Genomic DNA, 23,557 nt, shown 5'->3' on the forward strand with positions numbered 1-23,557 from the left:
GCATGACAGATGTAACCGTAAAATCGCTGGCCGCAGAAATTCAGACTCCGGTCGATCGCCTGGTACAGCAATTTGCTGATGCGGGAATCCCTAAGTCTGAAAATGACGCGGTGACCCAGCAAGAGAAAGAAACCTTACTATCTCATCTGAACCGTGAACACGGTCAGGTCGGTTCAGCTAAGCTGACGCTGCAGCGTAAAACGCGCAGCACCTTGAATATTCCAGGCACCGGGGGTAAAAGTAAGTCGGTGCAAATCGAAGTCCGCAAAAAGCGTACCTATGTGAAGGGTGATGCAGAGGCTGAGCAAGCTCAGGCAGAAGCTGAAGCCGAGGCGCAGCGTGAAGCGGAAGAGCAGGCGCAACGCGAGGCTGAAGAAAAAGCCCGTCGCGAAGCTGAACAGAAAGCGCAACGTGAAGCCGAAGATAAAGCCAGGCGCGAAGCCGCTGATAAGGCCAAACGTGCAGCAGCGGAAAATGACAAAGTGACAAATCAACCTACCGACGAAGTGACCAGGGCTGCGCAATCAGACAAAGCCCGTCGCGAAGCTGAAGCTGCTGAACTGAAGCGTAAAGCTGAAGAAGAAGCCCGCCGTAAGCTTGAAGAGGCTGCCCGCCTCGTAGCCGAAGAAGCCCGCCGTCTGGCTGAAGAGAAATCAGCTGAATGGGAAAAACCGGAAGAAGAGGATAAAGGCGACTATCACGTCACCACTTCGACCCATGCCCGTCAGGCAGAAGACGAAAACGACCGTCAGGTTGAAGCAGGCCGTGCGCGTGCGCGTACTACTGCTAAAGCTGCGCGTCCGGCGAAAAAAGGCAACAAACATTCCGAAGCCAAAACTGACCGTGAAGAAGCGCGTGCGCAGGTTCGTGGCGGTAAAGGCGGTAAGCATCGCAAACCTAGCGCACTGCAGCAGGGCTTCAACAAGCCAGCGCAGGCCGTTAACCGCGATGTTGTGATTGGCGAAACCATCACCGTAGCCGAACTGGCGAACAAAATGGCGGTGAAAGGTTCTCTGGTCATCAAAGCGATGATGAAGATGGGCGCCATGGCGACTATCAACCAGGTCATCGATCAGGAAACTGCACAGCTCGTAGCCGAAGAAATGGGCCACAAAGTGACCCTGCGTCGTGAGAATGAGCTGGAAGAAGCGGTAATGGACGATCGTGATACCGATGCGGCACAGGAGTCTCGTGCGCCGGTTGTGACCATCATGGGCCACGTCGACCACGGTAAAACCTCTCTGCTGGACTATATCCGTTCCACTAAAATCGCCTCTGGCGAAGCGGGCGGTATTACACAGCACATTGGTGCTTACCACGTTGAAACCGACAACGGTATGGTCACCTTCCTGGATACCCCGGGCCACGCCGCGTTTACCGCGATGCGTGCACGTGGTGCACAGGCGACAGATATCGTTATCCTGGTGGTTGCCGCAGACGATGGCGTGATGCCACAGACTGTCGAAGCTATTCAGCACGCCAAAGCCGCTAAAGTGCCGGTTGTGGTTGCCGTGAACAAGTGCGATAAGCCAGAAGCGGATCCGGATCGTGTTAAAAACGAACTGACTCAGTACGGAATCATTCCGGAAGAGTGGGGCGGCGAAAACATGTTCGTAAATGTCTCTGCGAAAGCGGGTACCGGCATTGACGACCTGTTAAACGCAATCCTGCTGCAGGCAGAAGTTCTGGAACTGACGGCTATCCGTGAAGGTATGGCGAGCGGCGTGGTGATTGAATCGTTCCTCGACAAAGGTCGTGGTCCGGTTGCTACCGTGCTGGTTCGTGAAGGTACGCTTAATAAAGGCGACATCGTTCTTTGTGGTTTCGAATATGGCCGTGTTCGTGCAATGCGTGACGAACTGGGTCGCGAAGTCATGGAAGCGGGTCCTTCTATCCCGGTTGAGATTCTGGGCCTGTCCGGCGTGCCGGCTGCAGGTGATGAAGCGACTGTGGTACGTGACGAGAAGAAAGCACGTGAAGTTGCGCTCTACCGTCAGGGCAAATTCCGCGAAGTTAAACTGGCTCGCCAGCAGAAATCTAAGCTCGAAAACATGTTTGCTAACATGACCGAAGGCGAAGTGTCTGAACTGAATATCGTTCTGAAAGCCGACGTTCAGGGTTCTGTGGAAGCCATCTCTGATTCCCTGCAGAAACTCTCCACCGACGAAGTGAAGGTGAAGATTGTGGGTTCAGGCGTGGGCGGGATTACCGAAACCGATGCAACCCTGGCGGCTGCTTCTAACGCCATCCTCCTTGGCTTCAACGTTCGTGCCGATGCCTCTGCGCGTCGCGTCATTGACGCAGAAAGCCTGGATCTGCGCTACTACTCTGTCATCTATAACCTGATTGACGAAGTTAAAGCAGCGATGAGCGGCATGCTGGCACCAGAGTACAAACAGCAGATTATTGGTCTGGCTGCAGTGCGCGACGTGTTCAAATCACCGAAGTTTGGCGCGATTGCCGGTTGTATGGTGACGGAAGGTAACATCAAACGTCACAATCCAATCCGTGTCCTGCGTGACAACGTGGTGATTTACGAAGGCGAGCTGGAATCTCTGCGTCGCTTCAAAGATGACGTCAACGAAGTGCGTAACGGCATGGAGTGCGGTATCGGCGTGAAGAACTACAACGACGTTCGCGTTGGCGATATGATCGAAGTGTTTGAAATCATCGAAATTAAACGCACCATCGAGTAATAGACTGCTGATGTGTTGCAATTTGGGAGGCCTCTGGCCTCCCGAATTATTTGGGAGAAATAATGATGGCGAAAGAATTTGGTCGCCCGCAGCGCGTGTCACAAGAGCTGCAAAAAGAGATTGCGATGATCCTGCAGCGTGAGATTAAAGATCCGCGCCTTGGCATGATGGTCACCGTATCCGGCGTTGAAGTGTCACGCGATCTTGCTTACGCAAAAGTGTTCGTTACGTTCCTCAACGACAAAGATGAAGATGCGATCAAGCATGGCCTGAAAGCGCTGAAAGAAGCGTCAGGCTACATTCGCATTCTGCTCGGCAAAGCGATGCGTCTGCGTATCGTGCCTGAGCTGACGTTCTTCTACGATAACTCGTTAGTCGAAGGGATGCGCATGTCTAACCTCGTCACCAGCGTTGTTAAGAACGATGCAGAGCGCCGTGGTCCGGATGCCACCGGCGATGACGAGGAGGCGTAATGAGTCGTCCGCGTCGTCGCGGTCGCGACGTCCATGGCGTGTTGTTGCTGGATAAGCCACAAGGCGTTTCGTCGAATGATGTCCTGCAAAAAGTGAAGCGTATCTTTAACGCTAATCGCGCAGGCCATACCGGCGCGCTTGATCCACTGGCCACCGGCATGTTGCCAATCTGCCTGGGTGAAGCGACCAAGTTTTCGCAGTATCTGCTCGATTCCGACAAACGCTACCGTGTGATTGCCCGACTGGGCGAGCGCACTGACACGTCAGATGCGGATGGCAATATCGTGCAGACGCGTCCGGTCAGCTTCAGTCAGGCCGATCTGGATAGCGCCCTTGAGAGCTTCCGCGGCGATACGCTGCAGGTGCCATCGATGTTTTCGGCGCTGAAGCATCAGGGTCGTCCGCTGTATGAATATGCGCGTCAGGGCATTGTGATTGAGCGTGAACCGCGGCCCATCACGGTCTATGAGCTGCAATTTATTCGCTGGCAGGATAATGAGCTGGAGCTGGAAATTCACTGCTCCAAAGGCACCTATATCCGTACCATCATCGATGACCTGGGTGAAAAGCTGGGATGCGGTGCGCATGTCATCATGCTGCGACGTGTACAGGTTGCCCGTTATCCGTATGAACGGATGGTGACGCTGGAACAGCTCAACACGCTGCTGGCGGAAGCCACAGAAGCGGGCACCCCACTGGAAACGCAGCTCGATCCGCTGTTGTTGCCGATGGACAGCCCGGCCTCTGATTTCCCTGAAGTGAATATCCCGCCCGCCGTGGCAGATTTTTTCCGTCAGGGACAGCCGGTACAGGCCAGCAACGCGCCTGCGCAGGGGCTGGTCAGAGTATCGGAAGGCGAAGCGCGTAAGTTTATCGGTATGGCAGAAATTGCCGATGATGGCCGTCTTGCGCCACGTCGTTTAGTGGTTGAGTATCAGGATTAAGCCAGGCGTTCACTTTTCGCTGATGGGCATTTGCGTTGCTATCAGGCGCAGAGTAGAATAGCGCGGCTTTAAAGCGGGATGCTGAATTAGAGATCGGCACCCATACATTCATTTATTACTGGAGTTTATTATGTCTCTAAGCGTAGAAGCTAAAGCAGAGATCGTTGCTAAATATGGCCGTGGTGCTAACGACAGCGGTTCAACTGAAGTTCAGGTTGCCCTGTTGACCGCGCAGATTACCCATCTGCAGGGTCACTTCTCTGAGCACAAAAAAGACCACCACAGCCGCCGCGGTCTGCTGCGCATGGTATCACAGCGTCGTAAGCTGCTGGACTACCTGAAGCGTAAAGACGTTGCACGCTACAGCAGCCTGATCGAAAGTCTCGGTCTGCGTCGCTAAGTCTGAAGAATCTGATCGTCGGGGCATTATGCGGACTTTTGCACTGTGTGCAGCTTACGATCTGATTTGTGCGAGTTTCGTGAAGAGGGGGCCTTTATGGCCCCTTTTTTCGAGCAATCGGCAGCAATCCGGGCCAAACTGATGTATTGTTGCTTAGTGTGATCTTTAGTTTGCAGAATTTCGCGCGGCTAATGAGAGGCTTTACCGCAGGGGCGGTCGAGGGTTGTCATTAGTCGCGAGGATGCAGCTGAAGATTGGTAATCAATGGCAGGCTACAGATAGCCCTGCCCCGAAGTTAAGGACTTTGATTTTGCTGAATCCGATCGTACGCAAATTCCAATATGGTCAACATACCGTCACGCTGGAAACCGGCATGATGGCTCGCCAGGCGACAGCCGCTGTGATGGTGAGCATGGACGATACTGCAGTGTTCGTCACTGTTGTAGGTCAGAAAAAATCTAAACCAGGTCAGGACTTCTTCCCACTGACCGTGAACTATCAGGAGCGTACTTACGCTGCTGGTCGTATCCCAGGCAGCTTCTTCCGTCGTGAAGGCCGTCCAAGCGAAGGCGAAACCCTGATTTCGCGTCTGATTGACCGCCCGATTCGTCCGCTTTTCCCGGAAGGCTTTGTTAACGAAGTCCAGGTTATTGCCACCGTGGTGTCTGTCAACCCACAGGTTCATCCAGACATCGTTGCGATGATCGGTGCTTCTGCTGCACTGGCGCTTTCTGGTCTGCCGTTCAATGGCCCGATTGGCTCTGCACGTGTAGGTTACATCAACGATCAATATGTTCTGAACCCAACCGCAGATGAGCTGAAACAGTCTCGTCTGGATCTGGTTGTTGCCGGTACGCAGAATGCCGTTCTGATGGTTGAATCTGAAGCTGAGATCCTGTCAGAAGAGCAGATGCTGGGCGCCGTGGTCTTTGGCCATGACCAGCAGCAGATCGTTATCGAAAACATCAATGCCCTGGTTGCTGAAGCAGGCAAACCGCGCTGGGACTGGCAGCCAGAAGCGGCCAATACCCCGCTGATTTCTCGTGTTGCTGCCCTGGCAGAAGCGCGCATCAGTGATGCTTACCGCATCACTGACAAGCAGGAGCGTTACGCGCAGGTTGGCGTCATCAAAGACGAAACCATTGCTGCGCTGCTGGCTGAAGATGAAACGCTGGATGGTTCAGAAATCGGCGACATCGTGCATAGCCTCGAAAAAACCGTTGTTCGTACCCGCATCCTGAATGGCGAGCCACGTATCGATGGCCGTGAAAAAGATATGATCCGCGGTCTGGACGTGCGTACTGGCGTATTGCCACGTACTCACGGTTCATCACTGTTCACCCGTGGTGAAACGCAGGCACTGGTTACGGCAACGCTGGGTACTACCCGTGATGCGCAGAACCTGGATGAGCTGATGGGCGAACGTACCGACAGCTTCCTGTTCCATTACAACTTCCCTCCATACTCTGTCGGTGAAACCGGCATGGTCGGTTCGCCGAAGCGTCGTGAGATTGGTCACGGTCGTCTGGCGAAGCGCGGTGTGTTAGCGGTAATGCCTAAAGCGGAAGATTTCCCTTACACCGTTCGCGTCGTGTCTGAAATCACCGAATCAAACGGCTCCTCTTCAATGGCCTCTGTCTGTGGTGCCTCACTGGCGCTGATGGATGCAGGTGTGCCAATCAAAGCCGCCGTTGCCGGTATCGCGATGGGTCTGGTGAAAGAAGATGAGAAGTTTGTGGTTCTGTCTGATATCCTGGGCGACGAAGATCATCTGGGCGACATGGACTTCAAGGTAGCCGGTAGCCGTGAAGGTATCACCGCGCTGCAGATGGACATCAAAATCGAAGGCATCACGCGTGAAATCATGCAGGAAGCCCTGAACCAGGCCAAGGGTGCGCGTCTGCACATTCTGGGCGTAATGGAACAGGCTATCAGCACACCGCGTACTGAGATTTCTGAATTTGCACCGCGCATCTACACCATCAAAATCAGCTCTGACAAGATCAAAGATGTGATCGGTAAAGGCGGCTCAGTGATTCGTGCACTGACCGAAGAGACCGGCACCACGATTGAAATCGAAGATGACGGCACCGTGAAAATCGCTGCGACCGATGGTCTGAAAGCGAAAGAAGCCATTCGTCGTATTGAAGAGATCACTGCAGAAATCGAAGTGGGCCGCATTTACAGTGGTAAAGTGACCCGTATCGTTGATTTCGGTGCCTTCGTTGCCATCGGCGGCGGTAAAGAAGGTCTGGTTCACATTTCACAAATCGCTGATAAGCGCGTTGAGAAAGTGACTGACTACCTGCAGATGGGTCAGGAAGTGCCGGTTAAGGTGATGGAAGTTGATCGCCAGGGTCGCGTACGTCTGAGCATCAAAGAAGCGACAGAATCTAAGCCGCAGACTGAAGAAGCTGCAGCGGTGACCACGCCTGACGCTGAATAAGTCGTTGCTGATTTGCCCCTCTTTGCCTGACAGAGAGGGGCGTTTGTATCATCGCGAGGGCGGGAATCCTTGTGCACAGCAGGCGGATGACAGGATGGTTATCCCAATGTTTGTATTCGGGAGTGGGAAATGAAGCCTTTTCTGCGCTGGTGTTTTGTTGCGACAGCTTTGACGCTGGCAGGATGCAGCAACTCCAATTGGCGTAAGAACGACGTTCTTGCAGTGCCTTTACAGCCCACACTGCAGCAGGAAGTGATACTGGCGCGCATGGAACAAATTCTTGCCAGTCGCGCTCTCACCGATGATGAACGCGCACAGCTGTTATATGAGCGCGGAGTGTTGTATGATAGTTTAGGTCTGCGGGCATTAGCGCGGAACGATTTTTCGCAAGCGCTGTCTATAAGACCAGATATGCCCGAAGTGTTTAACTACTTAGGCATATATTTAACGCAGGCGGGCAACTTTGATGCCGCCTATGAAGCGTTTGATTCTGTACTTGAGCTTGATCCAACTTACAACTATGCGCATTTAAACCGTGGTATCGCCCTCTATTACGGCGGTCGATACAAGTTAGCGCAAGATGATCTGCTGGCGTTTTATCAAGACGATCCTAACGATCCTTTCCGCAGTCTGTGGCTCTATCTCGTTGAACGTGAGATGGATGTCGACAAGGCAAAAGTCGCGCTTAAACAGCGTCACGACAAAGCGGTCAGAGACCAATGGGGATGGAATATTGTCGAGTTCTACCTTGGAGATATCAACGAGAAAACGTTGATGGAAAGTCTCAAGGCGGACGCAACGGATAACACCTCGCTCGCTGAACATCTCAGTGAAACCAACTTCTATTTAGGTAAGTACTACCTAAGTCTGGGGGAGAAGGACGACGCGAAAGCGTTGTTCAAACTGGCGGTGGCCAACAACGTTAACAACTTTGTTGAACACCGATACGCATTGTTGGAACTGGCGCAACTCGGCCAGGCACAAGACGATTTATCAGAATCTGACCAGCAATAGCTGACGAACTTAATTTGCCTGTAAAACCTGTTAAGTCATCATCTTAAAGGATGAAGGCTTTTCTGTTCGTCAAAACTTCTAATTTGAGCCGGTTCACACTTTTTGATGAAAATGACTGAAAGTTTTCACGACGAGTTATGTAGACTGGCCGCCGCAATCTAAGAGGCACGTGTACTACATGACTGATATTCAAACCACTTTTGCTGACCTTGGCCTGAACGCCGACATCCTTGAATCACTGAATGGCATGGGCTACGTAAAGCCATCCCCAATCCAGGCTGAGTGTATTCCTCACCTGCTGGCGGGCCGTGACGTGTTAGGCATGGCGCAGACCGGGAGTGGTAAAACTGCGGCATTTTCTCTGCCGCTGTTAAACAACATCGACCCGACTGTTAAAGCACCGCAAATCCTGGTGCTGGCACCGACCCGCGAACTGGCGGTACAGGTTGCTGAAGCAATCACCGAATTCTCTAAGCACATGCGTGGCCTGAACGTGGTTGCCCTTTACGGCGGCCAGCGTTATGACGTGCAGCTGCGCGCTCTGCGTCAGGGACCACAGGTTGTTGTGGGTACCCCTGGTCGTCTGCTTGACCACCTGAAACGCGGCACGTTAGAACTCTCTAACCTGCGCGGCCTGGTGCTGGATGAAGCTGATGAAATGCTGCGTATGGGCTTCATCGAAGACGTTGAAACCATCATGGCTCAGATTCCAGCCGGTCATCAGACTGCACTGTTCTCTGCAACCATGCCGGAAGCGATTCGTCGCATCACCAAACGCTTCATGAAAGATCCACAGGAAGTGCGTATCCAGTCAAGTATGACAACGCGTCCTGATATCAGCCAGAGCTACTGGACCGCTTACGGTCGTAAAACAGATGCACTGGTTCGCTTCCTGGAAGCAGAAGACTTTGATGCTGCCATCATCTTCGTGCGTACTAAAAACGCAACGCTGGAAGTGGCAGAAGCACTGGAGCGTAGTGGCTACAACAGCGCCGCGCTGAACGGTGATATGAACCAGGCTCTGCGTGAGCAGACGCTGGAGCGCCTGAAAGATGGTCGTCTCGACATCCTGATTGCAACCGACGTTGCGGCCCGTGGCCTGGACGTTGAGCGTATCAGCCTGGTTGTGAACTACGACATCCCGATGGATGCAGAATCTTACGTTCACCGTATCGGTCGTACCGGTCGTGCTGGTCGTGCTGGCCGTGCGCTGCTGTTCGTTGAGAACCGCGAGCGTCGTCTGCTGCGCAACATCGAACGTACGATGAAGCTGACTATCCCTGAAGTTGAACTGCCTAACGCAGAACTGCTGGGTGAGCGTCGTCTGGCCAAGTTTGCCGCTAAAGTTCAGCAGCAGCTGGAAAGCAGCGATCTGGATCAGTACCGTGCTCTGCTGACTAAAATGCAGCCGGAAGATGAACTGGATCTGGAAACGCTGGCCGCCGCACTGCTTAAGATGGCACAGGGCGAACGTCCTCTGATTCTGCCACCAGAAGCACCACGTCCTGCACGTCGTGAATACCGCGATCGTGACGAGCGTGATGGCCGTCGTGACAGCCGTGAAGCGCGTAGCGATCGTGGCCCACGTGAAAGCCGTGACAGCCGTGATGGCGATCGTCCACGTCGCGAACGTCGTGACGTTGGCGAAATGCAGCTGTACCGCATCGAAGTAGGCCGTGATGATGGTGTTGAAGTTCGTCACATCGTTGGCGCTATCGCTAACGAAGGCGACATCAGCAGCCGTTACATCGGTAACATCAAGCTGTTCGGTAACCACTCGACTATCGAGCTGCCGAAAGGCATGCCAGGCGATGTGCTGCAGCACTTCACCCGTACGCGTATTCTGAACAAACCAATGAATATGCAGCTGCTGGGTGATGCTCAGCCAAACGAAGGCCGTGGCGATCGTCGTCCAGCCGGTGCTGGCGGTGAGCGTCGCAGCGGTCCGGGCGCAGCTAACCGTGAAGGTGGCCGTCGCTTCTCTTCTGAACGCCGTGAAGGTGGTCGTGAAGGCGGTGGACGTACTTTCAACCGTGAAGGTAGCCGTGGTCCACGTCGTGAAGAAGGCGCAGCTGCAGCTCCACGTCGTCGTGATGCATAACGACTTAACGTCGTAATAAAAAGGGAAGCCGCTGGCTTCCCTTTTTTTATGCCTGTCAGGCACCCCCGCTGATCATGACGCGCTCGCCGCTGACATAAGCGGACTCCTCAGAGGCCAGAAATAGCGCGACCTGCGCCACATCCTCCGGCAGACCAAAACGCCCCAGCGGGGTAGCCGCCAGCAGCTGTGCCTTGAGCTGCGGACTCATCCTCTTCGCAGCCAGTAATCCCTCGGTCAGGATCATCCCAGGAGCCAGCGCGTTAACCCGGATATTCCTGGCGCCCAGTTCGCGCGCCAGCCCCTGAGTCAGGGTATCCACCGCGCCTTTGGTGGCCGCCCAGAGTACGGAACCCGGCGTGCTGTTTTTACTGTTCAGGGCACTAAGATTGATAATGCTGCCGCCATGCGCGGGGAAATGACGAATCGCCTGCTGACAGACCATCAGCGTGCCGAGCAGGTTAATGTTGATCTGCTGCTGCATCTCCTCCTGCGTCAGCGCCGCAAACTCGCCGTGATGAAAGCTGCCCGCATTGTTCACCACAATGTCCGGTGCGCCGAAACACTCTGCAGTTGTGGCGAACAGCCGTTCCACATCCCGCAGATGAGAAATATCAGCCTGTACCGCCACGGCTTCACTGCCCAACGTGACGATATCGCTGACTACGTCAGCCGCTCCCACCTCGTCCTGACGATAGTTGACCACGACGCGCGCGCCCGCTGCGGCAAATGCGATGGCAATGGCCGCGCCAATGCCTTTGGACGCGCCGGTCACCAGTGCAATTTTATTCTGCAATGCTTTCATTATGTCATTCTCCGCCGTAATGATTGCGTCGAAAGACTATGCGCGCGGCTGACGAAAAGCGGGTAGCGCAATCCTGCAAGCTTTTTGCACGATCCTGCAAAAGTGCTGCACCAGCAAAGGCATTCCGCCAGACGTCAGGTAATATCGGCACAGAGCGGAAGGGGAGAACGCAGTGACAGAGAGTAACAAGTGGCAGGCGCTGGCACAGTTAATTGCCCGTCATGCGCCGGAGGATGGCCGGCATTCCAGCGCCATCGACTGCCTGTTTTTTGGCCGGGTTTCAGCACCTACTGAGCCGATGCACTTTGCTCAATGGGCCAGTTTTGCGCTGGTGGCGCAGGGCAGCAAAGCGCTGCATATGGGTGATGAGGTGCTGCACTATGGACCAGGGGATCTGCTGCTGGTAACGCTGGATATGCCAGTGCGCGCCTGCGTCACTGTCGCCACGCCGGAAAAGCCCAATCTCGGGATAGGTATCGCCATCAATGAATCCCGGCTTATGCGCTACCTTGAACAGTTTCCGCCAGCGCTGCCGCTGGTGACCGCAGGCAATGAACGGGGTGTCACCGTGCATAAGGTTTCACCTTTGCTGGTGGATGCAGTCATCCGGCTGGTGCGTCTGCTTGACCACCCGGAAGATATTGAGGCGCTGGCTCCGCTGATTGAGCAGGAGATTTTCTACCGGCTGCTGACCGGGCCGGAGGGCTCGCGCATCCTGAATATGGCGCTGGCTGAGCGGCCGGGTAACCGGGTGGCGCAGGCTGCCCGCTGGCTGCGGGAGAATTTTCACCAGCCGCTAAAGATCGATCAGCTTGCCAGCAGTGTCGGCATGAGTATCTCTTCGCTGCATCATCACTTCAAAGCCGTAACGGCTATGACGCCGATGCAATACCAGAAACAACTGCGGCTCAATGAGGCGCGGCGTTTGATGTTGGTGGAAAAGCTGGATGCCGGTACGGCAGGCTATCGGGTGGGCTATCAGAGCGCATCACAGTTCAGTCGTGAATATCGCCGCCTGTATGGGCAATCTCCTGCCAGGGATAGTCGTCAGTTGGCGGTGAGCCCGGATACCCTGCGCCCACCGCAAAACTGATTACAGGCTGTTTGCCGCTTCCATCGCAATGGCAAAGGAGCGCAGACGAGCTTCGCTGTCAAAAATCTGGCCATTAACCATAATTTCATCTGCCTGCGTTTCACGCATCAGCGAAGCCAGGCCATGACGCACCTTGTCGGTATCGCCCACCAGCGACATGCTGAGTGCCTGCTGAACGCCATACTGCTCTGACGGCGACCAGAGATTATCCATATTCTCAACCGGGGCCGGTAACGGGCCCGGTTTGCCGCGGCGCAGGTTAATAAACTGCTGCTGCTGCGAGGTAAACAGGAAGCGCGCATCACGCTCATTATCAGCGGCCACCACGTTAATGCAGACGGTGGCATAGGGCTTGTCGAGACGCGCCGAGGGCTGGAAGTTCTCACGATACACGTGCAGTGCCTGGAAGAGCTGGTCAGGCGCGAAGTGGGAGGCAAAGGCAAACGGCAGGCCCATTTTTGCTGACAGCTGCGCGCTGTAGAGGCTGGATCCGAGTAGCCAGACCGGGATCTTCAGCCCCAGCCCCGGCACTGGCTGAACCGGCAGTTGCGCATCCGGGCCAGCATCGAACCAGTTAATCAGTTCAGCCACATCTTCGGGAAAGGTGTCCGCATGCATGCTGGACTGGTGACGGCGCAGCGCCATCATGGTGCGCTGGTCAGAACCGGGCGCGCGACCTAAACCGAGATCGATACGGCCCGGATAGAGAGAGGCCAGGGTGCCAAACTGCTCGGCGATGACCAGCGGCGCATGATTAGGCAACATAATGCCACCGGAGCCCAGCTTCAGTGTCTCGGTGTTCGCCGCCAGATAGCCGATCAGCACCGACGTCGCAGCGCTGGCAATCCCTGTCATGTTGTGATGTTCAGCCAGCCAGTAGCGTTCGAAGCCCAGTTTTTCAGCCTGACGCGCCAGCGCCAGGGAATTATGGAACGCATTCCGTGCGGTCGCACCCTGTGGAATCGGCGCAAGATCCAGCACGGACAGGCGAAGAGGTTTTTTATCAGACATGACTACTCCCGTTGTATGGCGCAGGCGTAAAAACCTGCACCATTTAGTATTACGCATCATTCCTTATATTAAAACTGCTAACCTCAGCAGGAATATAGCCGGTATGTGCTTTTACTCAGGATGCCAGCGTCATACCCGCCAGTTTGCGCCAGTAACCGTTACAATCGCAGCCTTTCGCGACCATAAGCGGAGCCTGACCGTTTTCATTGGCGCGGAAACGGTCGATCTCTGCCAGCGTCGACGTATCCTGCGGCGAGAGTCTCACGCAATCGACCTGGCCACGCATCCCCGCCAGATCGTTACCCAGGTTATAGCAGTAGCCGCTCATGGTCTGAATGCCATTGAGGACGAACACCTGTTGTCCCTCCTGAGAGTTGACGCGGCGACCTGTCGGATAGTTGATACAGCAGGTTTCGCAGTCATCTTTCGCGCGATTTTCCGAGCGGGCGGTGAAACAGCGCGCTGACAGCGCCAGCGGCAGATGACCGTAACCCATCACCTCCACCTCAAACTGTTTGCGGATACCCCGCGTCTCGCACTGCGCCAGCAGCTGTAGCAGCCAGTCACGCGACATCTCCACCGGCATACACCAGCGCGTCATGCCCTCTTTAACCAGCAGCTGCAGCGTGTCGGCATTATAGACATTCAGCGTGGGACCGGCGACAAAGGGCAAATGGCGCTCAGCGGCCATATTGACCGTGCCGATATCATTGGCTTCAATCAGGAACTCGCCGTTTTCTACGTAGCGCTGCAGCTCTTTCAGCTCAGAGGGTGATTGCAGCAGCGCCAGCGTGCTGAGTACAACCTGTTTGCCGCTGGATGCCACGTCACGCGCCAGCGCCATCCAGCGGGCATAGGGCGTAGCGCGGCGTTTACTGCACACCGCTTCGCCGAGATAAATAATATCCGCACTACTGCGGACAGCCTGCTGATAAAAATCGTCCAGCGTATCGGTCGGCCAGTACCAGAGCACCGGTCCAAGAGCATATTGCATCATGACTCCTTATTGCCATTCACGGTGATAAGCACCCAGCGTGGTTTGTGTGCCTTCAGAGAGATCGCCCAGCGTCTGCATCCACTGTGGCGCCACGTCAAACTGCTCCGGCTGCGCCTTGCAGCGATCGATTGCCTGACGCCAGACGCGCGCCACATCAGCGACGTAGGCGGGACTGCGCTGCCGGCCTTCGATTTTCACCGAGGCGATGCCTGCCCGCAGCAGCTCTGGCAGCAGTTCCAGTGTGTTGAGACTGGTCGGTTCCTCCAGGACGTGATAACGCTGATTGTTAACCTCATAGCGTCCTTTGCAGAGCGTCGGGTAACCGGCGCTCTCATCGGGGGCGTAGCGATCAATTAGCACTTCATTCAGGCGTGATTCCATGCCCTGCGGCGTCTGCTGCCAGCGTACAAATTTCGCCGGGGAGCAGGCACCTGCGCTGTTAGGTGATTCGCCGGTCATCCAGGAGGAGAGGTAGCAGCGGCCTTCTGCCATAATGCACAGACTGCCAAAGGCGAACACCTCCAGCGGCACCGGCGTGCTGCGTGCCAGTTGTTTAACCTGATGAATCGACAAGACGCGCGGGAGTACCACCCGCTGCAGATTGAAGTGGCGATGATAAAAGCGAATCGCCTCAAGATTGGTTGCCGATGCCTGTACAGAGAGATGACGTTCAACCTGTGGATAGTGCTTCGCGGCGTACTCCAGCGTAGCGATATCAGCCAGAATCAGGGCATCTGCCCCGTTTTGCGCCGCCACATCAATCGCCCGCTGCCAGCGTCCCATGCCATCGGGATGGGCAAAGGTATTGATTGCCACATGCAGTTTGCGCTGATGCTGATGGAGATAGCGCGCCGCTTCAGCCAGCTTTTTATCAGTGAAGTTCAGGCCCGCAAAGTGACGAGCATTGGTGTCATCTTTCAGTCCCACATAGACCGCATCCGCGCCATTTTCTACGGCGGTGCGCACTGCGGGTAAGTTTCCTGCCGGGCAGAGCAGTTCCATAGGTGTTCCTCTCAACATGCGATGGGCGTCGAGTCTAGGCATCTGGTCTGGTCTGTGTGTTGATTTAAGGCAGTGAAATTTCAGTTCATCTTTCCCGGCAGCGTTTTTTCCCGCTATTGCCGCGTTTTTTATTGATCCCGGATGAGGCGCGCAGAAAAGGATATGGCAATATACGTAAAATTTTCTGAAGGGAGTGACGAAAGTGTTAGAGCGGATACATGCCCATTGTGTGAAGACCGGTCCAAAAATCTTAGGGTTACCTGTAGCGCTCACCCCATTCCCGGTCAAAAAGTTGCTGCTGCAACAACTCTTAAACTGGCAATTTCGCCATGCTTTGGCTGAAGGTGAGTTAGACTTTCTGAATGGTCGCCTGCTGGGTATCGAGATTGCCGATCTTAATCTGCAATGGATAACCACGCTGCAGGATGGCCGACTGGCGGTATTGCAACAGTCCGAAGCGGATGTCTGGTTTCGGAGCAATGCCAATGATCTGTTGCTGGTGGCAGCACGTAAAGCAGACCCCGATATGCTGTTCTTTCAACGCCGTCTGGTGATTGAAGGTGACACAGAACTGGGACTTGAGGTGAAGAACGTAATGGATGCTATTGAACCCGAGGCTATGCCCACTGCGTTACGCACGGCTATTGAGCAGATGGCGGCATTTGTCGACGCCGGCATGAAACAGGACGCGAAGGCCGCACAGCCGCGCGCAGGTGCCGCATGTTGATCCGTAGCGAAATTGGTGTTGATGCCGCAGGCATCGACGTACTGCTCAGACGCTGCTTCAGTCACTCCGCCGAGGCGGAACTGACTCAGGCGCTGCGTGAAGATGGCCTGCTGACCTTAGGCGTGGTCGCCACAGATGACGAGGGACAGGTGCTGGGTTATGCCGCATTCAGTCCGGTCAGCGTTCAGGGCGACGATCGCGGCTGGGTGGCGCTGGCACCGCTGGCCGTTGATGAGACGCTGCGCGGTCAGGGCATTGCCAGCAAGCTGATTTATGAGGGGCTGGATACACTTAATGAATTTGGCTACAGCGCGGTTGTCGTGCTGGGCGATCCGGCGCTGTTCAGCCGGTTTGGTTTTGAACCGGCTGCACGTCATGGCCTGCGCAGTCGCTGGCCGGGAACAGAGGCAACGTTCCAGGTCTACCGTCTGGCGGACAATGCCTTTGACGGCGCGGAAGGGCAGATCGACTACGCCGAACCCTTTAATCGCCAGCCGTAATACGTAGCCAGCTCTCCAGGCTGATCGGCTGACCCGCCACCAGCAGTAACTTCTGCTGATGGGTCAGTTGCTTAACCTGATACTCCAGTCTGGAGGCGCTGGCGCGATCGCCCGCCTCACAGTGAAACACCAGGTCCAGCGGGCCTTTGCCGCGCAGCGCGCGGGCGCCGCGTCCGCTCTGGTGCTGAGCAACCCGGCGCACCACATCCGTGGTGATGCCGGTGTACAGGCTCCCTTTCGCCGTCCGGACGATGTAGAGTTGCCACTGCTGACCCATCGTAAACTATTCCCAAAAAAAGGTGCCGGGCAGTGTAGCGCGCTTCACGCTCCGGTGCACCACCAGGAGTTTATCTTGTCCGATCACGCCCATCTGGTTCGCTACCTCAGAAAGCAGCATGTACTTTCTCTCTGCTGTACCGCCGACGATCAACTCTGGTGCGCTAACTGCTACTACGTCTTTGATGAGACACGCATGGCCTTCTGGATTATGACCGAACCCGCTACCCGCCACGGTGAATTAATGGTACAGAATCCGCAGGTTGCAGGTACCGTCAATGGCCAGCCCAGAACTGTGTTGCTCATTAAAGGGGTACAGTATCGTGGCCGGGTCAGACGGCTGGAGGAAGCAACAGAGCAGGTCGCCAGAGCGGCTTACCAGAAACGTTTTCCGGTCTCACGCAAAGTGTCGGCCCCGCTGTGGGAGATTGAGCTGGATGAGGTGAAGATGACGGATAATGCGCTGGGATTCGGCAAGAAAATTGCCTGGCAGCGGGAAAAATAGACACGCCCCTTTCGGCTGAAAAGGGCGCGGCGGAATTACAGCGCTTCGAGGATCCGCAGGGATTCACGGTTAAAGGCCGGTAAATCGTCCGGCGTACGGCTGGTGACCAGCTTATCGCCGTCCACCACCACTTCCTTGTCATGGAAGTCAGCACCGGCATTGATCAGGTCAATGGCAACGGCTTTAACGGTGGTCATCTTGCGACCGCGCACGCTGTTCGCGCTAATCAGCAGCTGTGGACCGTGGCAGATGGCAAAGATCGGTTTGCCGCTGGCGACAAACTCTTTGGTAAAGGCAACAAAACGATCGTCGCCGCGCAGAGCGTCAGGCGAGTGACCGCCTGGCAGCAGCAGGGCATCAAATTCCGCCGGGCTGACATCATCAATGCTGCGATCGATGGTCACTTCCGCTTCGCCTTTCTTGCCTTTAACGACATTACCGGCCTGTTTCTCAATGGTCACGACCTCAAAACCCGCGCCTTTGTAGGCTTCCGCAGGTGAGGTAAATTCTGAGTCTTCAAATTCGTCGGTAATCAAAACCGCAACTTTCTTGCTCATCTTTTTTTCCTCCTTAAAGTTGTGGAGAGCGTGGCGCGCTTTCCGGATCACGCTGTAAGCCTGGTCGCTGAGCGTGAGAACGCAAGCCTGCCCGTTAAGATCAGCTATCTTTTAAGCTGTCAGCAGTGAAATAAGGACGAATCTGAGATGAATCGCGTATTACTGACCGGTGCCACTGGCTTAGTCGGGTCGCATCTGCTGCGCTTACTGATTGAGGATCCCCGCATTGACGAAATCATCGCGCCCACCCGCCGGCCACTGCCTGCGATGCATAAAGTGGTGAATCCGGTAGAAGCCGATCTGACGGATGTGCTCGGGCCGCTGGAAAGTTCGCTGGATACGGTGTTCTGCTGCCTGGGAACGACGCGCAGGCAGGCGGGCAGCAAACAGGCATTCATCCACGTCGATTACACCCTGGTCGTGGACAGCGGATTATGCGGATTACGCCTGGGCGCGAAGCAGATGCTGGTCGTCAGCGCGCACGGTGCCAGCCGTTACTCACCGTTTTTGTACAATCGCGTCAAAGGCGAAATGGAGAATGCGTTGCGCCATCAGGGCTGGCCGCGCCTGACGCTGGTGCGACCTTCACTGCTGCTGGGGGATCGCGCGCAGAAACGTCAGGGCGAAAGCCTGGCGGGACCGCTGTTTTCGCTGCTGCCGGGCAACTGGCGGGCGGTTCACGCACGCGACGTGGCGCGTTGTCTGCATCAGCAGGCGTTCGCGCCGGGTGGTGAAAGCGTCAACATCATTGAGTCGGGCGACATCCCACGTCATTCAGCGTAACTGCCAGACGATCTGATTACGGCTGCCGCGCCATTGCAGCGTGGCATCTTTCTCCTCTTCGACAAAGCGGCCATCGATCAGCACGTCGAGATAGTCCAGCACGGCGCGCTGTGCCGCATTCAGCTCCTGCATCCGGTAGCCGGTCCAGAGCCAGATGTCTTTACCGGGGCATATCTGTCGCACCCGTTTCACCAGACGGCGAATGTGCGGCACGTTATGCGGATGAAGTGGATCGCCACCGCTCAGCGACAAGCCCTGGCGCGGAATGCGTGTGTCCTGCAGATCCGCCAGTAGTTGCTCCTCCATCGCCAGCGTAAAGGGCACGCCGGAATCAATACGCCAGGTGCTCTGGTTGTAGCAGCCGCGACACTGATGTTCGCAACCAGCAACAAACAGCGTGCAGCGGGTGCCGGGTCCATTCACGATATCCACATCGTAGTAACGATGAATATGCATCATCCCAGCGGTCCTTCGGCCAGATGCTTAACGCGACGCTGCACTTCCTGCTGCTTACCGGCGTTGAAAGGTCGTGCATCCGGGCTGCCAAGATAGCCACAGACCCGCCGTGTAACAGAGACGCGCGCCGGATCGTGATTGCCACAGTTCGGACAGGTAAAGCCACGGCTGGTACAGGTGAACTCGCCGTTGAAGCCGCACTCGTAGCACTCATCAATCGGCGTATTGGTACCGTAATAGGGCACGCGGTCGTAGCTGTAATCCCAGACATCTTCCAGCGCTTTGAGATTGTGCTGCACATTCGGGTATTCGCCGTAACAGATGAATCCGCCATTCGCCAGCGGCGGATAGGGCGCTTCAAAGTCGATTTTGTCGTAAGGATTCACCTTCTTCTCAACGTCGAGATGGAAGCTGTTGGTGTAGTAGCCCTTGTCTGTGACGCCCGGCACCAGACCAAACTGCGCGGCATCAAGACGGCAGAAACGGTCACACAGATTCTCACTTGGCGTGCTGTAAAGGCTGAAGCCGTAGCCTGTTTCCGCTTTCCAGCAATCGGTGGCGGCGCGCATGTACGCAATGATCTCTACGCCTTTGGCGCGCAGCGCCGCATCATCGTAAGGATGCTGATGACCGCCGCTGAGCGCATTCAGGGTTTCATGCAGGCCGATATAGCCCAGCGACAGCGACGCACGACCATTACGGAAAATAGGTCCTACCTCATCATCGGCATTCAGCCGGACGCCGCAGGCCCCTTCCATATAGAGGATGGGCGCAACGCGCGCTTTGGTCTTCTCCAGCCGTGCCACACGCGTCATCAGCGCCCGCTTAGCCAGCAGCAGGCGGGCATCGAGCAGCGTCCAGAAACGCGCTTCATCACCGCCCGCTTCCAGTGCGATGCGTGGCAGGTTCAGGCTGATCACCCCGATATTGTTGCGACCCTCATGAATCTGCTCGCCGTTCTCTTCATAAACGCCAAGGAAACTACGGCAGCCCATTGGGGTTTTGAACGAGCCGGTGACTTTCACCACCTGGTCGTAATTGAGAATGTCGGGATACATCCGCTTGCTGGCACACTCCAGCGCCAGCTGCTTGATGTCGTAATTAACATCGCCCGCCCGGCGGTTGACGCCTTCACGAATGCTGAAGACCAGTTTAGGGAACACCGCGGTTTTGCGATTCTTGCCCAGCCCCGCCAGCCGGTTACGCAGAATCGACTGCTGGATCAGCCGTGCCGCCCAGTCAGTCCCCAGACCAAAACCAAAGGTGACAAACGGCGTCTGGCCGTTGGCGGTGTGCAGGGTATTCACCTCATACTCCAGCGACTGAAAGGCGTCATAGCACTCTTTATCTGTGCGCTGGCGCGCATACTGCTCTGCCTGCGGGATTTGCCACTGTTCGGCGATCGCCAGATGCCGGGTATAGCTCTGCTCAACAAACGGGGCCAGTACTTCATCAATGCGGTTAATGGTGGTGCCGCCGTAAATGTGGCTGGCGACCTGGGCGATAATCTGCGCCGTCACAGCAGTGGCGGTGGCGATCGATTTAGGTGGCTCGATCTCAGCATTGCCCATCTTAAAACCGTTGGTCAGCATGCCCTTCAGATCGATCAGCATGCAGTTGAACATCGGGAAGAAGGGTGAATAGTCGAGATCGTGATAGTGGATCTCGCCGCGCTCATGCGCCAGAACGATGTCGCGCGGCAGGATCTGCTGCTGTGCGTAGTGCTTTGCCACGATCCCGGCCAGCAGATCGCGCTGCGTCGGGATCACTTTGCTGTCTTTATTGGCATTTTCGTTCAGCAGCGCCGCGTTGGTCTGATCGACCAGACCGCGAATGGCGTGATGTAACTGGCTCTGACGATCGCGGGCGACATCGCGATCGTGGCGATACTCAATGTAGGCGCGCGCCAGTTGTGGATAAGGACCCGCCATCAGCGTCTCTTCTACCGCACACTGAATCTCGCGGATAGCCACTTCCGGACGATCGGCCAGCCGCAGGGCAACGCGCTCAGCGACCTGCGCGCACCAGGCCGCATCGTCGACATCTGCTGCCCGTGCCGCGGCCACAACAGCCTGCTCAATACGCTGCGCATCAAAGCCTGTCCGGCATCCATCGCGCTTGATTACCACCGTCGCCATTCCTCTCTCCGTTAACTACATATGGGGGTTGGGTGGATTCTATTCTCTACATGTAGTGATTGCTGTGAATTATTGCGCAAGGATTTGACCTGAAGCAAGGAAGACTCAACCCGGCAGAAAATTCCGACGAATGTAAAAAATCGGGTGATGGTTCAGGTTTCCTGCGGGATTCACTGGCGAATCGGCGTGCAGCAACTTTAATCAACGTTCTGCCCTGTCAAACCGTTGACGTTACAAGGATGCCCGCCAATGTGGTTACCCCGTACTCTGCTCCTGCTCGCTGTTTTTAGCCCGATCGTCATAGCCAATCCGCTGCCGCTAATGCCCTGGCCGCAACAGGTGGAGCAGCCCGCCAGTGGCGGTGCGCTTACCCTGACGCCGCAGTTGACGCTGCAAATCTCAGGCGATCATCTGGCGGGGGCCGAAGCACGCTGGCTGGCGCGCATCAGCGATCAGACCGGCTGGCCGCTATTGCCCGCCACGCAGCCGGTAGCTGCACCGACTATCCGCATCATGATTGCAAAGGCAGTCGATCCACTGCCGCTGCCCGACAGTGATGAGCGCTATCAGTTGCAGGTCAATGGCGATGGCGTGCGATTAACCGCACCCAACCGTTTTGGTGCGATGCGCGGCATGGAAACCCTGCTGCAGCTGATACAAAACGGTGAGCAGGGCACGACGATTCCTTACGTCACCATTCACGATCATCCGCGCTTTCCGTGGCGCGGTGTGCTGATCGACACGGCACGCCACTTTATGCCGGTAGAAACGCTTAAGCGTCAGATCGACGGCATCGCCGCCGCACGAATGAACGTCTTTCACTGGCATCTCACCGACGATCAGGGCTGGCGCTTCGCCTCCAGCCACTATCCCCAGCTGCAGCAGAAAGCCAGCGATGGCAACTATTACAGCCAGCAGCAGATGCGGGAAATCGTGAAATATGCCACCGACCGTGGGGTGCGTGTGGTGCCCGAGCTGGATATGCCAGGACATGCCTCCGCGCTGGCGGTGGCGATGCCGGAACTGATCAGCGCAGCGGGTCCCTTTCAGATGGAGCGCGGCTGGGGCGTCTTTAAACCGCTGCTTGATCCCGCTAATGAACAGGTTTATCAGGTGATCGATACGCTGGTGGGAGAGATGGCGGCGATCTTTCCCGATCCCTGGCTGCACATCGGCGGCGATGAAGTCGATCCCACGCAGTGGAAAAACTCACCCGTGATTCAGCAGTTTATGCGCGAGCACGATCTGAAAGACGCGCATGCGCTGCAGGCGTACTTCAATCAGCGGGTGGAGAAGATCCTCGAAGCCCATCAGCGTCAGATGGTGGGCTGGGATGAGATCGCTCATCCCGATCTGCCACGCAGCATTCTGATCCAGTCCTGGCAGGGCCAGGATGCGCTGAGTGCGCTGGCAAAAGAAAATTATCGCGGCATCCTCTCCACCGGTTTCTACCTCGATCAGCCCCAGCCTGCCAGCTATCACTATCGCAACGAGGTCACGCCACGCGGGCTGAACGGTCAGGACCGTCTGCGGCCCGACGACCAGGCGCAGAGCTGGTCATTCACGATGCCACGGCTGAAAGGCAGCCCGGTGAAGGGCAGCTTTACGCTGATTCAGGGCGCGCAGGGCTGGCGCGGTTTTATCGACTTCGACGGCAAAGCCCGGCGGATGATCAGCGACATCAACTGGCTCTCGACGCAACAGGTGCAGTTCACGGTGGATAGCTGGATGGGGCCGTTCCAGCCGGTGGTCACGCTGCAACAGCAGTCTCTCAAAGGCTATGTGCGGGTAGGCAACGTACGTTATCCCGCCAGCGGTCAGCGTCTGATGCAGCCGCCTGCGGGCATCGCACCCGTGCTGCCCACGCCAGAACAGGTACAGCAAAATCTGCTGGGTGGCGAGGCGGCGCTGTGGGCTGAAAACATCAACAGCCAGATCATTGATACTAAACTGTGGCCGCGCGCCTTTGTGGTGGCCGAGCGGTTATGGTCGGCAGAAAACGTCACGAACATGGATTCGATGTATTCACGGCTGGCGGCGATGGATCGCTGGAGCACGGTGTCCGTGGGAACGCTGCAACATGCGCAGACGGAGCAGCAGATGATGCGGCTGGCCAGCGGACACGATATCGCCCCGCTGCGAGTGCTGGCCGAAGTACTGGAACCGGCGCAGTATTACACGCGTCAGCACCTGAAGTTTCAGGCGGGGCATTACAACTATCAGGAGCCATTAAACCGGCTGGCCGATGTGCTGCCCGCAGAGAGTGAGGCAGTGCGCCAGCTGGAGCAACAGGTCGCCGTATTAATCGCCAATCGTAATAATCCGGCTGCCGCCTCCGCAGTGCGCGCGCCGCTGCAGCGCTGGCAGGCCAACACGACTGCGGTGATGCCGATCGTCAACGGCAGCGCGACGCTGAAGCCGCTGGCACACAGCGTGCAGCAGGTTGAGGTGCTGAGCGCCATGGGCCTCGCGCTGGTGAATGCTTACGTCCGTAATCAGGCGTTTGGTGCCAGTGAAGTGGCGGAGATGCAGGCGACACTGGATGCCGCCGCAGAGGTGCAGGATGAAACGGTGATAGCGCTGGTCAGGCCGCTGGAGACGCTGCTGCACGCCTTTCAGTAAGTACTGTGGCCGGC

General features: G+C 56.2%; 22 protein-coding genes. 14 read left to right on the forward strand and 8 right to left on the reverse strand.

Annotation, left to right across the window (positions count from 1 at the left end; genetic code table 11):
• Window positions 1–2: 2 nt before the first annotated feature.
• From infB to AC6I8J_RS02280, 8 genes are all read left to right on the forward strand, one after another.
• Window positions 3–2,696: a translation initiation factor IF-2 gene (gene infB, locus AC6I8J_RS02245; protein ID WP_161731840.1), complete on the forward strand. Its 2,694-nt coding sequence runs from the start codon at window positions 3–5 to the stop codon at window positions 2,694–2,696.
• Between the two features lie 65 nt (window positions 2,697–2,761).
• Window positions 2,762–3,169 (forward strand): 30S ribosome-binding factor RbfA, encoded by a 408-nt coding sequence (rbfA, locus tag AC6I8J_RS02250; RefSeq protein WP_033731320.1) that lies wholly within the window; start codon window positions 2,762–2,764, stop codon window positions 3,167–3,169.
• Window positions 3,169–4,113 (forward strand): tRNA pseudouridine(55) synthase TruB, encoded by a 945-nt coding sequence (gene truB, locus AC6I8J_RS02255; RefSeq protein WP_260059027.1) that lies wholly within the window; start codon window positions 3,169–3,171, stop codon window positions 4,111–4,113. The genes rbfA and truB overlap by 1 nt, the downstream gene beginning before the upstream one ends.
• 130 nt (window positions 4,114–4,243) lie before the next feature.
• Window positions 4,244–4,513, forward strand: coding sequence for a 30S ribosomal protein S15 (rpsO, locus tag AC6I8J_RS02260; RefSeq protein ID WP_003851063.1), 270 nt, complete (start codon window positions 4,244–4,246; stop codon window positions 4,511–4,513).
• Between the two features lie 310 nt (window positions 4,514–4,823).
• The gene (pnp, locus tag AC6I8J_RS02265; protein WP_095706313.1) at window positions 4,824–6,959 is read left to right on the forward strand and encodes a polyribonucleotide nucleotidyltransferase; all 2,136 of its coding nucleotides are present in this window, start codon (window positions 4,824–4,826) and stop codon (window positions 6,957–6,959) included.
• 129 nt (window positions 6,960–7,088) lie between these two features.
• Entirely contained in the window at window positions 7,089–7,973 is an 885-nt protein-coding gene (gene nlpI / locus AC6I8J_RS02270) for a lipoprotein NlpI (RefSeq protein WP_161731844.1), read from the forward strand.
• A 105-nt stretch (window positions 7,974–8,078) separates the two neighbouring features.
• Window positions 8,079–8,135, forward strand: coding sequence for a protein YrbN (gene yrbN, locus AC6I8J_RS02275; RefSeq protein WP_098053093.1), 57 nt, complete (start codon window positions 8,079–8,081; stop codon window positions 8,133–8,135).
• A gap of 16 nt (window positions 8,136–8,151) precedes the next feature.
• Window positions 8,152–10,074 carry a DEAD/DEAH family ATP-dependent RNA helicase gene (locus tag AC6I8J_RS02280; protein ID WP_013359913.1) on the forward strand — a complete coding sequence of 641 codons (1,923 nt, stop codon included), beginning with the start codon at window positions 8,152–8,154 and terminating at the stop codon, window positions 10,072–10,074.
• 55 nt (window positions 10,075–10,129) lie between these two features.
• Here AC6I8J_RS02280 and AC6I8J_RS02285 read toward each other — a convergent pair whose 3' ends face one another.
• A complete protein-coding gene (locus tag AC6I8J_RS02285; RefSeq protein ID WP_222924681.1) occupies window positions 10,130–10,876 on the reverse strand; it encodes an SDR family NAD(P)-dependent oxidoreductase in 747 nt (248 codons plus the stop codon).
• A gap of 172 nt (window positions 10,877–11,048) precedes the next feature.
• Between AC6I8J_RS02285 and AC6I8J_RS02290 the strand changes: the two genes are divergently transcribed.
• Entirely contained in the window at window positions 11,049–11,969 is a 921-nt protein-coding gene (locus AC6I8J_RS02290) for an AraC family transcriptional regulator (protein ID WP_161731848.1), read from the forward strand.
• Here AC6I8J_RS02290 and AC6I8J_RS02295 read toward each other — a convergent pair whose 3' ends face one another.
• From AC6I8J_RS02295 to ubiU, 3 genes are all read right to left on the reverse strand, one after another.
• A complete protein-coding gene (locus tag AC6I8J_RS02295; RefSeq protein ID WP_253420874.1) occupies window positions 11,970–12,980 on the reverse strand; it encodes a luciferase-like monooxygenase in 1,011 nt (336 codons plus the stop codon). It lies immediately after the preceding gene.
• Between the two features lie 115 nt (window positions 12,981–13,095).
• Window positions 13,096–13,974, reverse strand: a complete 879-nt coding sequence (locus AC6I8J_RS02300; RefSeq protein WP_161731938.1) for a U32 family peptidase — start codon at window positions 13,972–13,974, stop codon at window positions 13,096–13,098.
• Window positions 13,975–13,983: 9 nt separating this feature from the next.
• Window positions 13,984–14,979, reverse strand: a complete 996-nt coding sequence (gene ubiU / locus AC6I8J_RS02305) for a ubiquinone anaerobic biosynthesis protein UbiU (protein ID WP_161731852.1) — start codon at window positions 14,977–14,979, stop codon at window positions 13,984–13,986.
• 202 nt (window positions 14,980–15,181) lie between these two features.
• On the opposite strand from ubiU, the gene ubiT reads away from it, so the two are divergent.
• Together ubiT and AC6I8J_RS02315 are read left to right on the forward strand one after the other, a co-directional pair.
• Window positions 15,182–15,706, forward strand: coding sequence for a ubiquinone anaerobic biosynthesis accessory factor UbiT (ubiT, locus tag AC6I8J_RS02310; protein ID WP_161731854.1), 525 nt, complete (start codon window positions 15,182–15,184; stop codon window positions 15,704–15,706).
• Window positions 15,700–16,206: a GNAT family N-acetyltransferase gene (locus AC6I8J_RS02315; protein ID WP_161731856.1), complete on the forward strand. Its 507-nt coding sequence runs from the start codon at window positions 15,700–15,702 to the stop codon at window positions 16,204–16,206. Before ubiT ends, AC6I8J_RS02315 begins: the two co-directional genes overlap by 7 nt.
• Here the strand turns inward: AC6I8J_RS02315 and AC6I8J_RS02320 are convergent.
• Complete coding sequence (locus tag AC6I8J_RS02320; RefSeq protein ID WP_161731858.1) at window positions 16,190–16,483, reverse strand: GIY-YIG nuclease family protein; 294 nt, start codon at window positions 16,481–16,483, stop codon at window positions 16,190–16,192. The genes AC6I8J_RS02315 and AC6I8J_RS02320 overlap by 17 nt on opposite strands.
• Window positions 16,484–16,558: 75 nt before the next feature.
• Here AC6I8J_RS02320 and AC6I8J_RS02325 point away from each other — a divergent pair, with 75 nt between their 5' ends.
• Window positions 16,559–16,987, forward strand: a complete 429-nt coding sequence (locus tag AC6I8J_RS02325; protein ID WP_285086586.1) for a YhbP family protein — start codon at window positions 16,559–16,561, stop codon at window positions 16,985–16,987.
• Window positions 16,988–17,022: 35 nt separating this feature from the next.
• On the opposite strand, the gene AC6I8J_RS02330 is transcribed toward AC6I8J_RS02325, so the two are convergent.
• Window positions 17,023–17,544 carry a type 1 glutamine amidotransferase domain-containing protein gene (locus AC6I8J_RS02330; protein ID WP_497825039.1) on the reverse strand — a complete coding sequence of 174 codons (522 nt, stop codon included), beginning with the start codon at window positions 17,542–17,544 and terminating at the stop codon, window positions 17,023–17,025.
• Between the two features lie 147 nt (window positions 17,545–17,691).
• On the opposite strand from AC6I8J_RS02330, the gene AC6I8J_RS02335 reads away from it, so the two are divergent.
• Window positions 17,692–18,327 carry an NAD-dependent epimerase/dehydratase family protein gene (locus tag AC6I8J_RS02335; protein ID WP_161731862.1) on the forward strand — a complete coding sequence of 212 codons (636 nt, stop codon included), beginning with the start codon at window positions 17,692–17,694 and terminating at the stop codon, window positions 18,325–18,327.
• Here AC6I8J_RS02335 and nrdG read toward each other — a convergent pair.
• On the reverse strand, window positions 18,319–18,786 hold the full coding sequence (nrdG, locus tag AC6I8J_RS02340) for an anaerobic ribonucleoside-triphosphate reductase-activating protein (RefSeq protein WP_161731864.1): 468 nt from the start codon (window positions 18,784–18,786) through the stop codon (window positions 18,319–18,321). The two genes, AC6I8J_RS02335 and nrdG, sit on opposite strands and share 9 nt — an antisense overlap.
• Window positions 18,783–20,921, reverse strand: a complete 2,139-nt coding sequence (nrdD, locus tag AC6I8J_RS02345) for an anaerobic ribonucleoside-triphosphate reductase (protein ID WP_497825040.1) — start codon at window positions 20,919–20,921, stop codon at window positions 18,783–18,785. Before nrdD ends, nrdG begins: the two co-directional genes overlap by 4 nt.
• A gap of 249 nt (window positions 20,922–21,170) precedes the next feature.
• Here nrdD and AC6I8J_RS02350 point away from each other — a divergent pair, with 249 nt between their 5' ends.
• Window positions 21,171–23,543, forward strand: coding sequence for a beta-N-acetylhexosaminidase (locus AC6I8J_RS02350; protein WP_222924677.1), 2,373 nt, complete (start codon window positions 21,171–21,173; stop codon window positions 23,541–23,543).
• Window positions 23,544–23,557 lie beyond the last annotated feature (14 nt).

This window comes from Pantoea sp. X-Soil-ISGK-355, assembly GCF_059730805.1.

Excerpts from the sequence above, each read along its gene's own strand:
- infB (WP_161731840.1), top strand. The coding sequence starts at position 3 with ATGACAGATGTAACCGTAAAATCGCTGGCCGCAGAAATTCAGACTCCG.
- rbfA (WP_033731320.1), top strand. The coding sequence starts at position 2,762 with ATGGCGAAAGAATTTGGTCGCCCGCAGCGCGTGTCACAAGAGCTGCAA.
- truB (WP_260059027.1), top strand. The coding sequence starts at position 3,169 with ATGAGTCGTCCGCGTCGTCGCGGTCGCGACGTCCATGGCGTGTTGTTG.
- rpsO (WP_003851063.1), top strand. The coding sequence starts at position 4,244 with ATGTCTCTAAGCGTAGAAGCTAAAGCAGAGATCGTTGCTAAATATGGC.
- nlpI (WP_161731844.1), top strand. The coding sequence starts at position 7,089 with ATGAAGCCTTTTCTGCGCTGGTGTTTTGTTGCGACAGCTTTGACGCTG.
- AC6I8J_RS02280 (WP_013359913.1), top strand. The coding sequence starts at position 8,152 with ATGACTGATATTCAAACCACTTTTGCTGACCTTGGCCTGAACGCCGAC.
- AC6I8J_RS02285 (WP_222924681.1), bottom strand. The coding sequence starts at position 10,876 with ATGAAAGCATTGCAGAATAAAATTGCACTGGTGACCGGCGCGTCCAAA.
- AC6I8J_RS02295 (WP_253420874.1), bottom strand. The coding sequence starts at position 12,980 with ATGTCTGATAAAAAACCTCTTCGCCTGTCCGTGCTGGATCTTGCGCCG.
- AC6I8J_RS02300 (WP_161731938.1), bottom strand. The coding sequence starts at position 13,974 with ATGCAATATGCTCTTGGACCGGTGCTCTGGTACTGGCCGACCGATACG.
- ubiU (WP_161731852.1), bottom strand. The coding sequence starts at position 14,979 with ATGGAACTGCTCTGCCCGGCAGGAAACTTACCCGCAGTGCGCACCGCC.
- AC6I8J_RS02315 (WP_161731856.1), top strand. The coding sequence starts at position 15,700 with ATGTTGATCCGTAGCGAAATTGGTGTTGATGCCGCAGGCATCGACGTA.
- AC6I8J_RS02320 (WP_161731858.1), bottom strand. The coding sequence starts at position 16,483 with ATGGGTCAGCAGTGGCAACTCTACATCGTCCGGACGGCGAAAGGGAGC.
- AC6I8J_RS02330 (WP_497825039.1), bottom strand. The coding sequence starts at position 17,544 with ATGAGCAAGAAAGTTGCGGTTTTGATTACCGACGAATTTGAAGACTCA.
- AC6I8J_RS02335 (WP_161731862.1), top strand. The coding sequence starts at position 17,692 with ATGAATCGCGTATTACTGACCGGTGCCACTGGCTTAGTCGGGTCGCAT.
- nrdG (WP_161731864.1), bottom strand. The coding sequence starts at position 18,786 with ATGATGCATATTCATCGTTACTACGATGTGGATATCGTGAATGGACCC.
- nrdD (WP_497825040.1), bottom strand. The coding sequence starts at position 20,921 with ATGGCGACGGTGGTAATCAAGCGCGATGGATGCCGGACAGGCTTTGAT.
- AC6I8J_RS02350 (WP_222924677.1), top strand. The coding sequence starts at position 21,171 with ATGTGGTTACCCCGTACTCTGCTCCTGCTCGCTGTTTTTAGCCCGATC.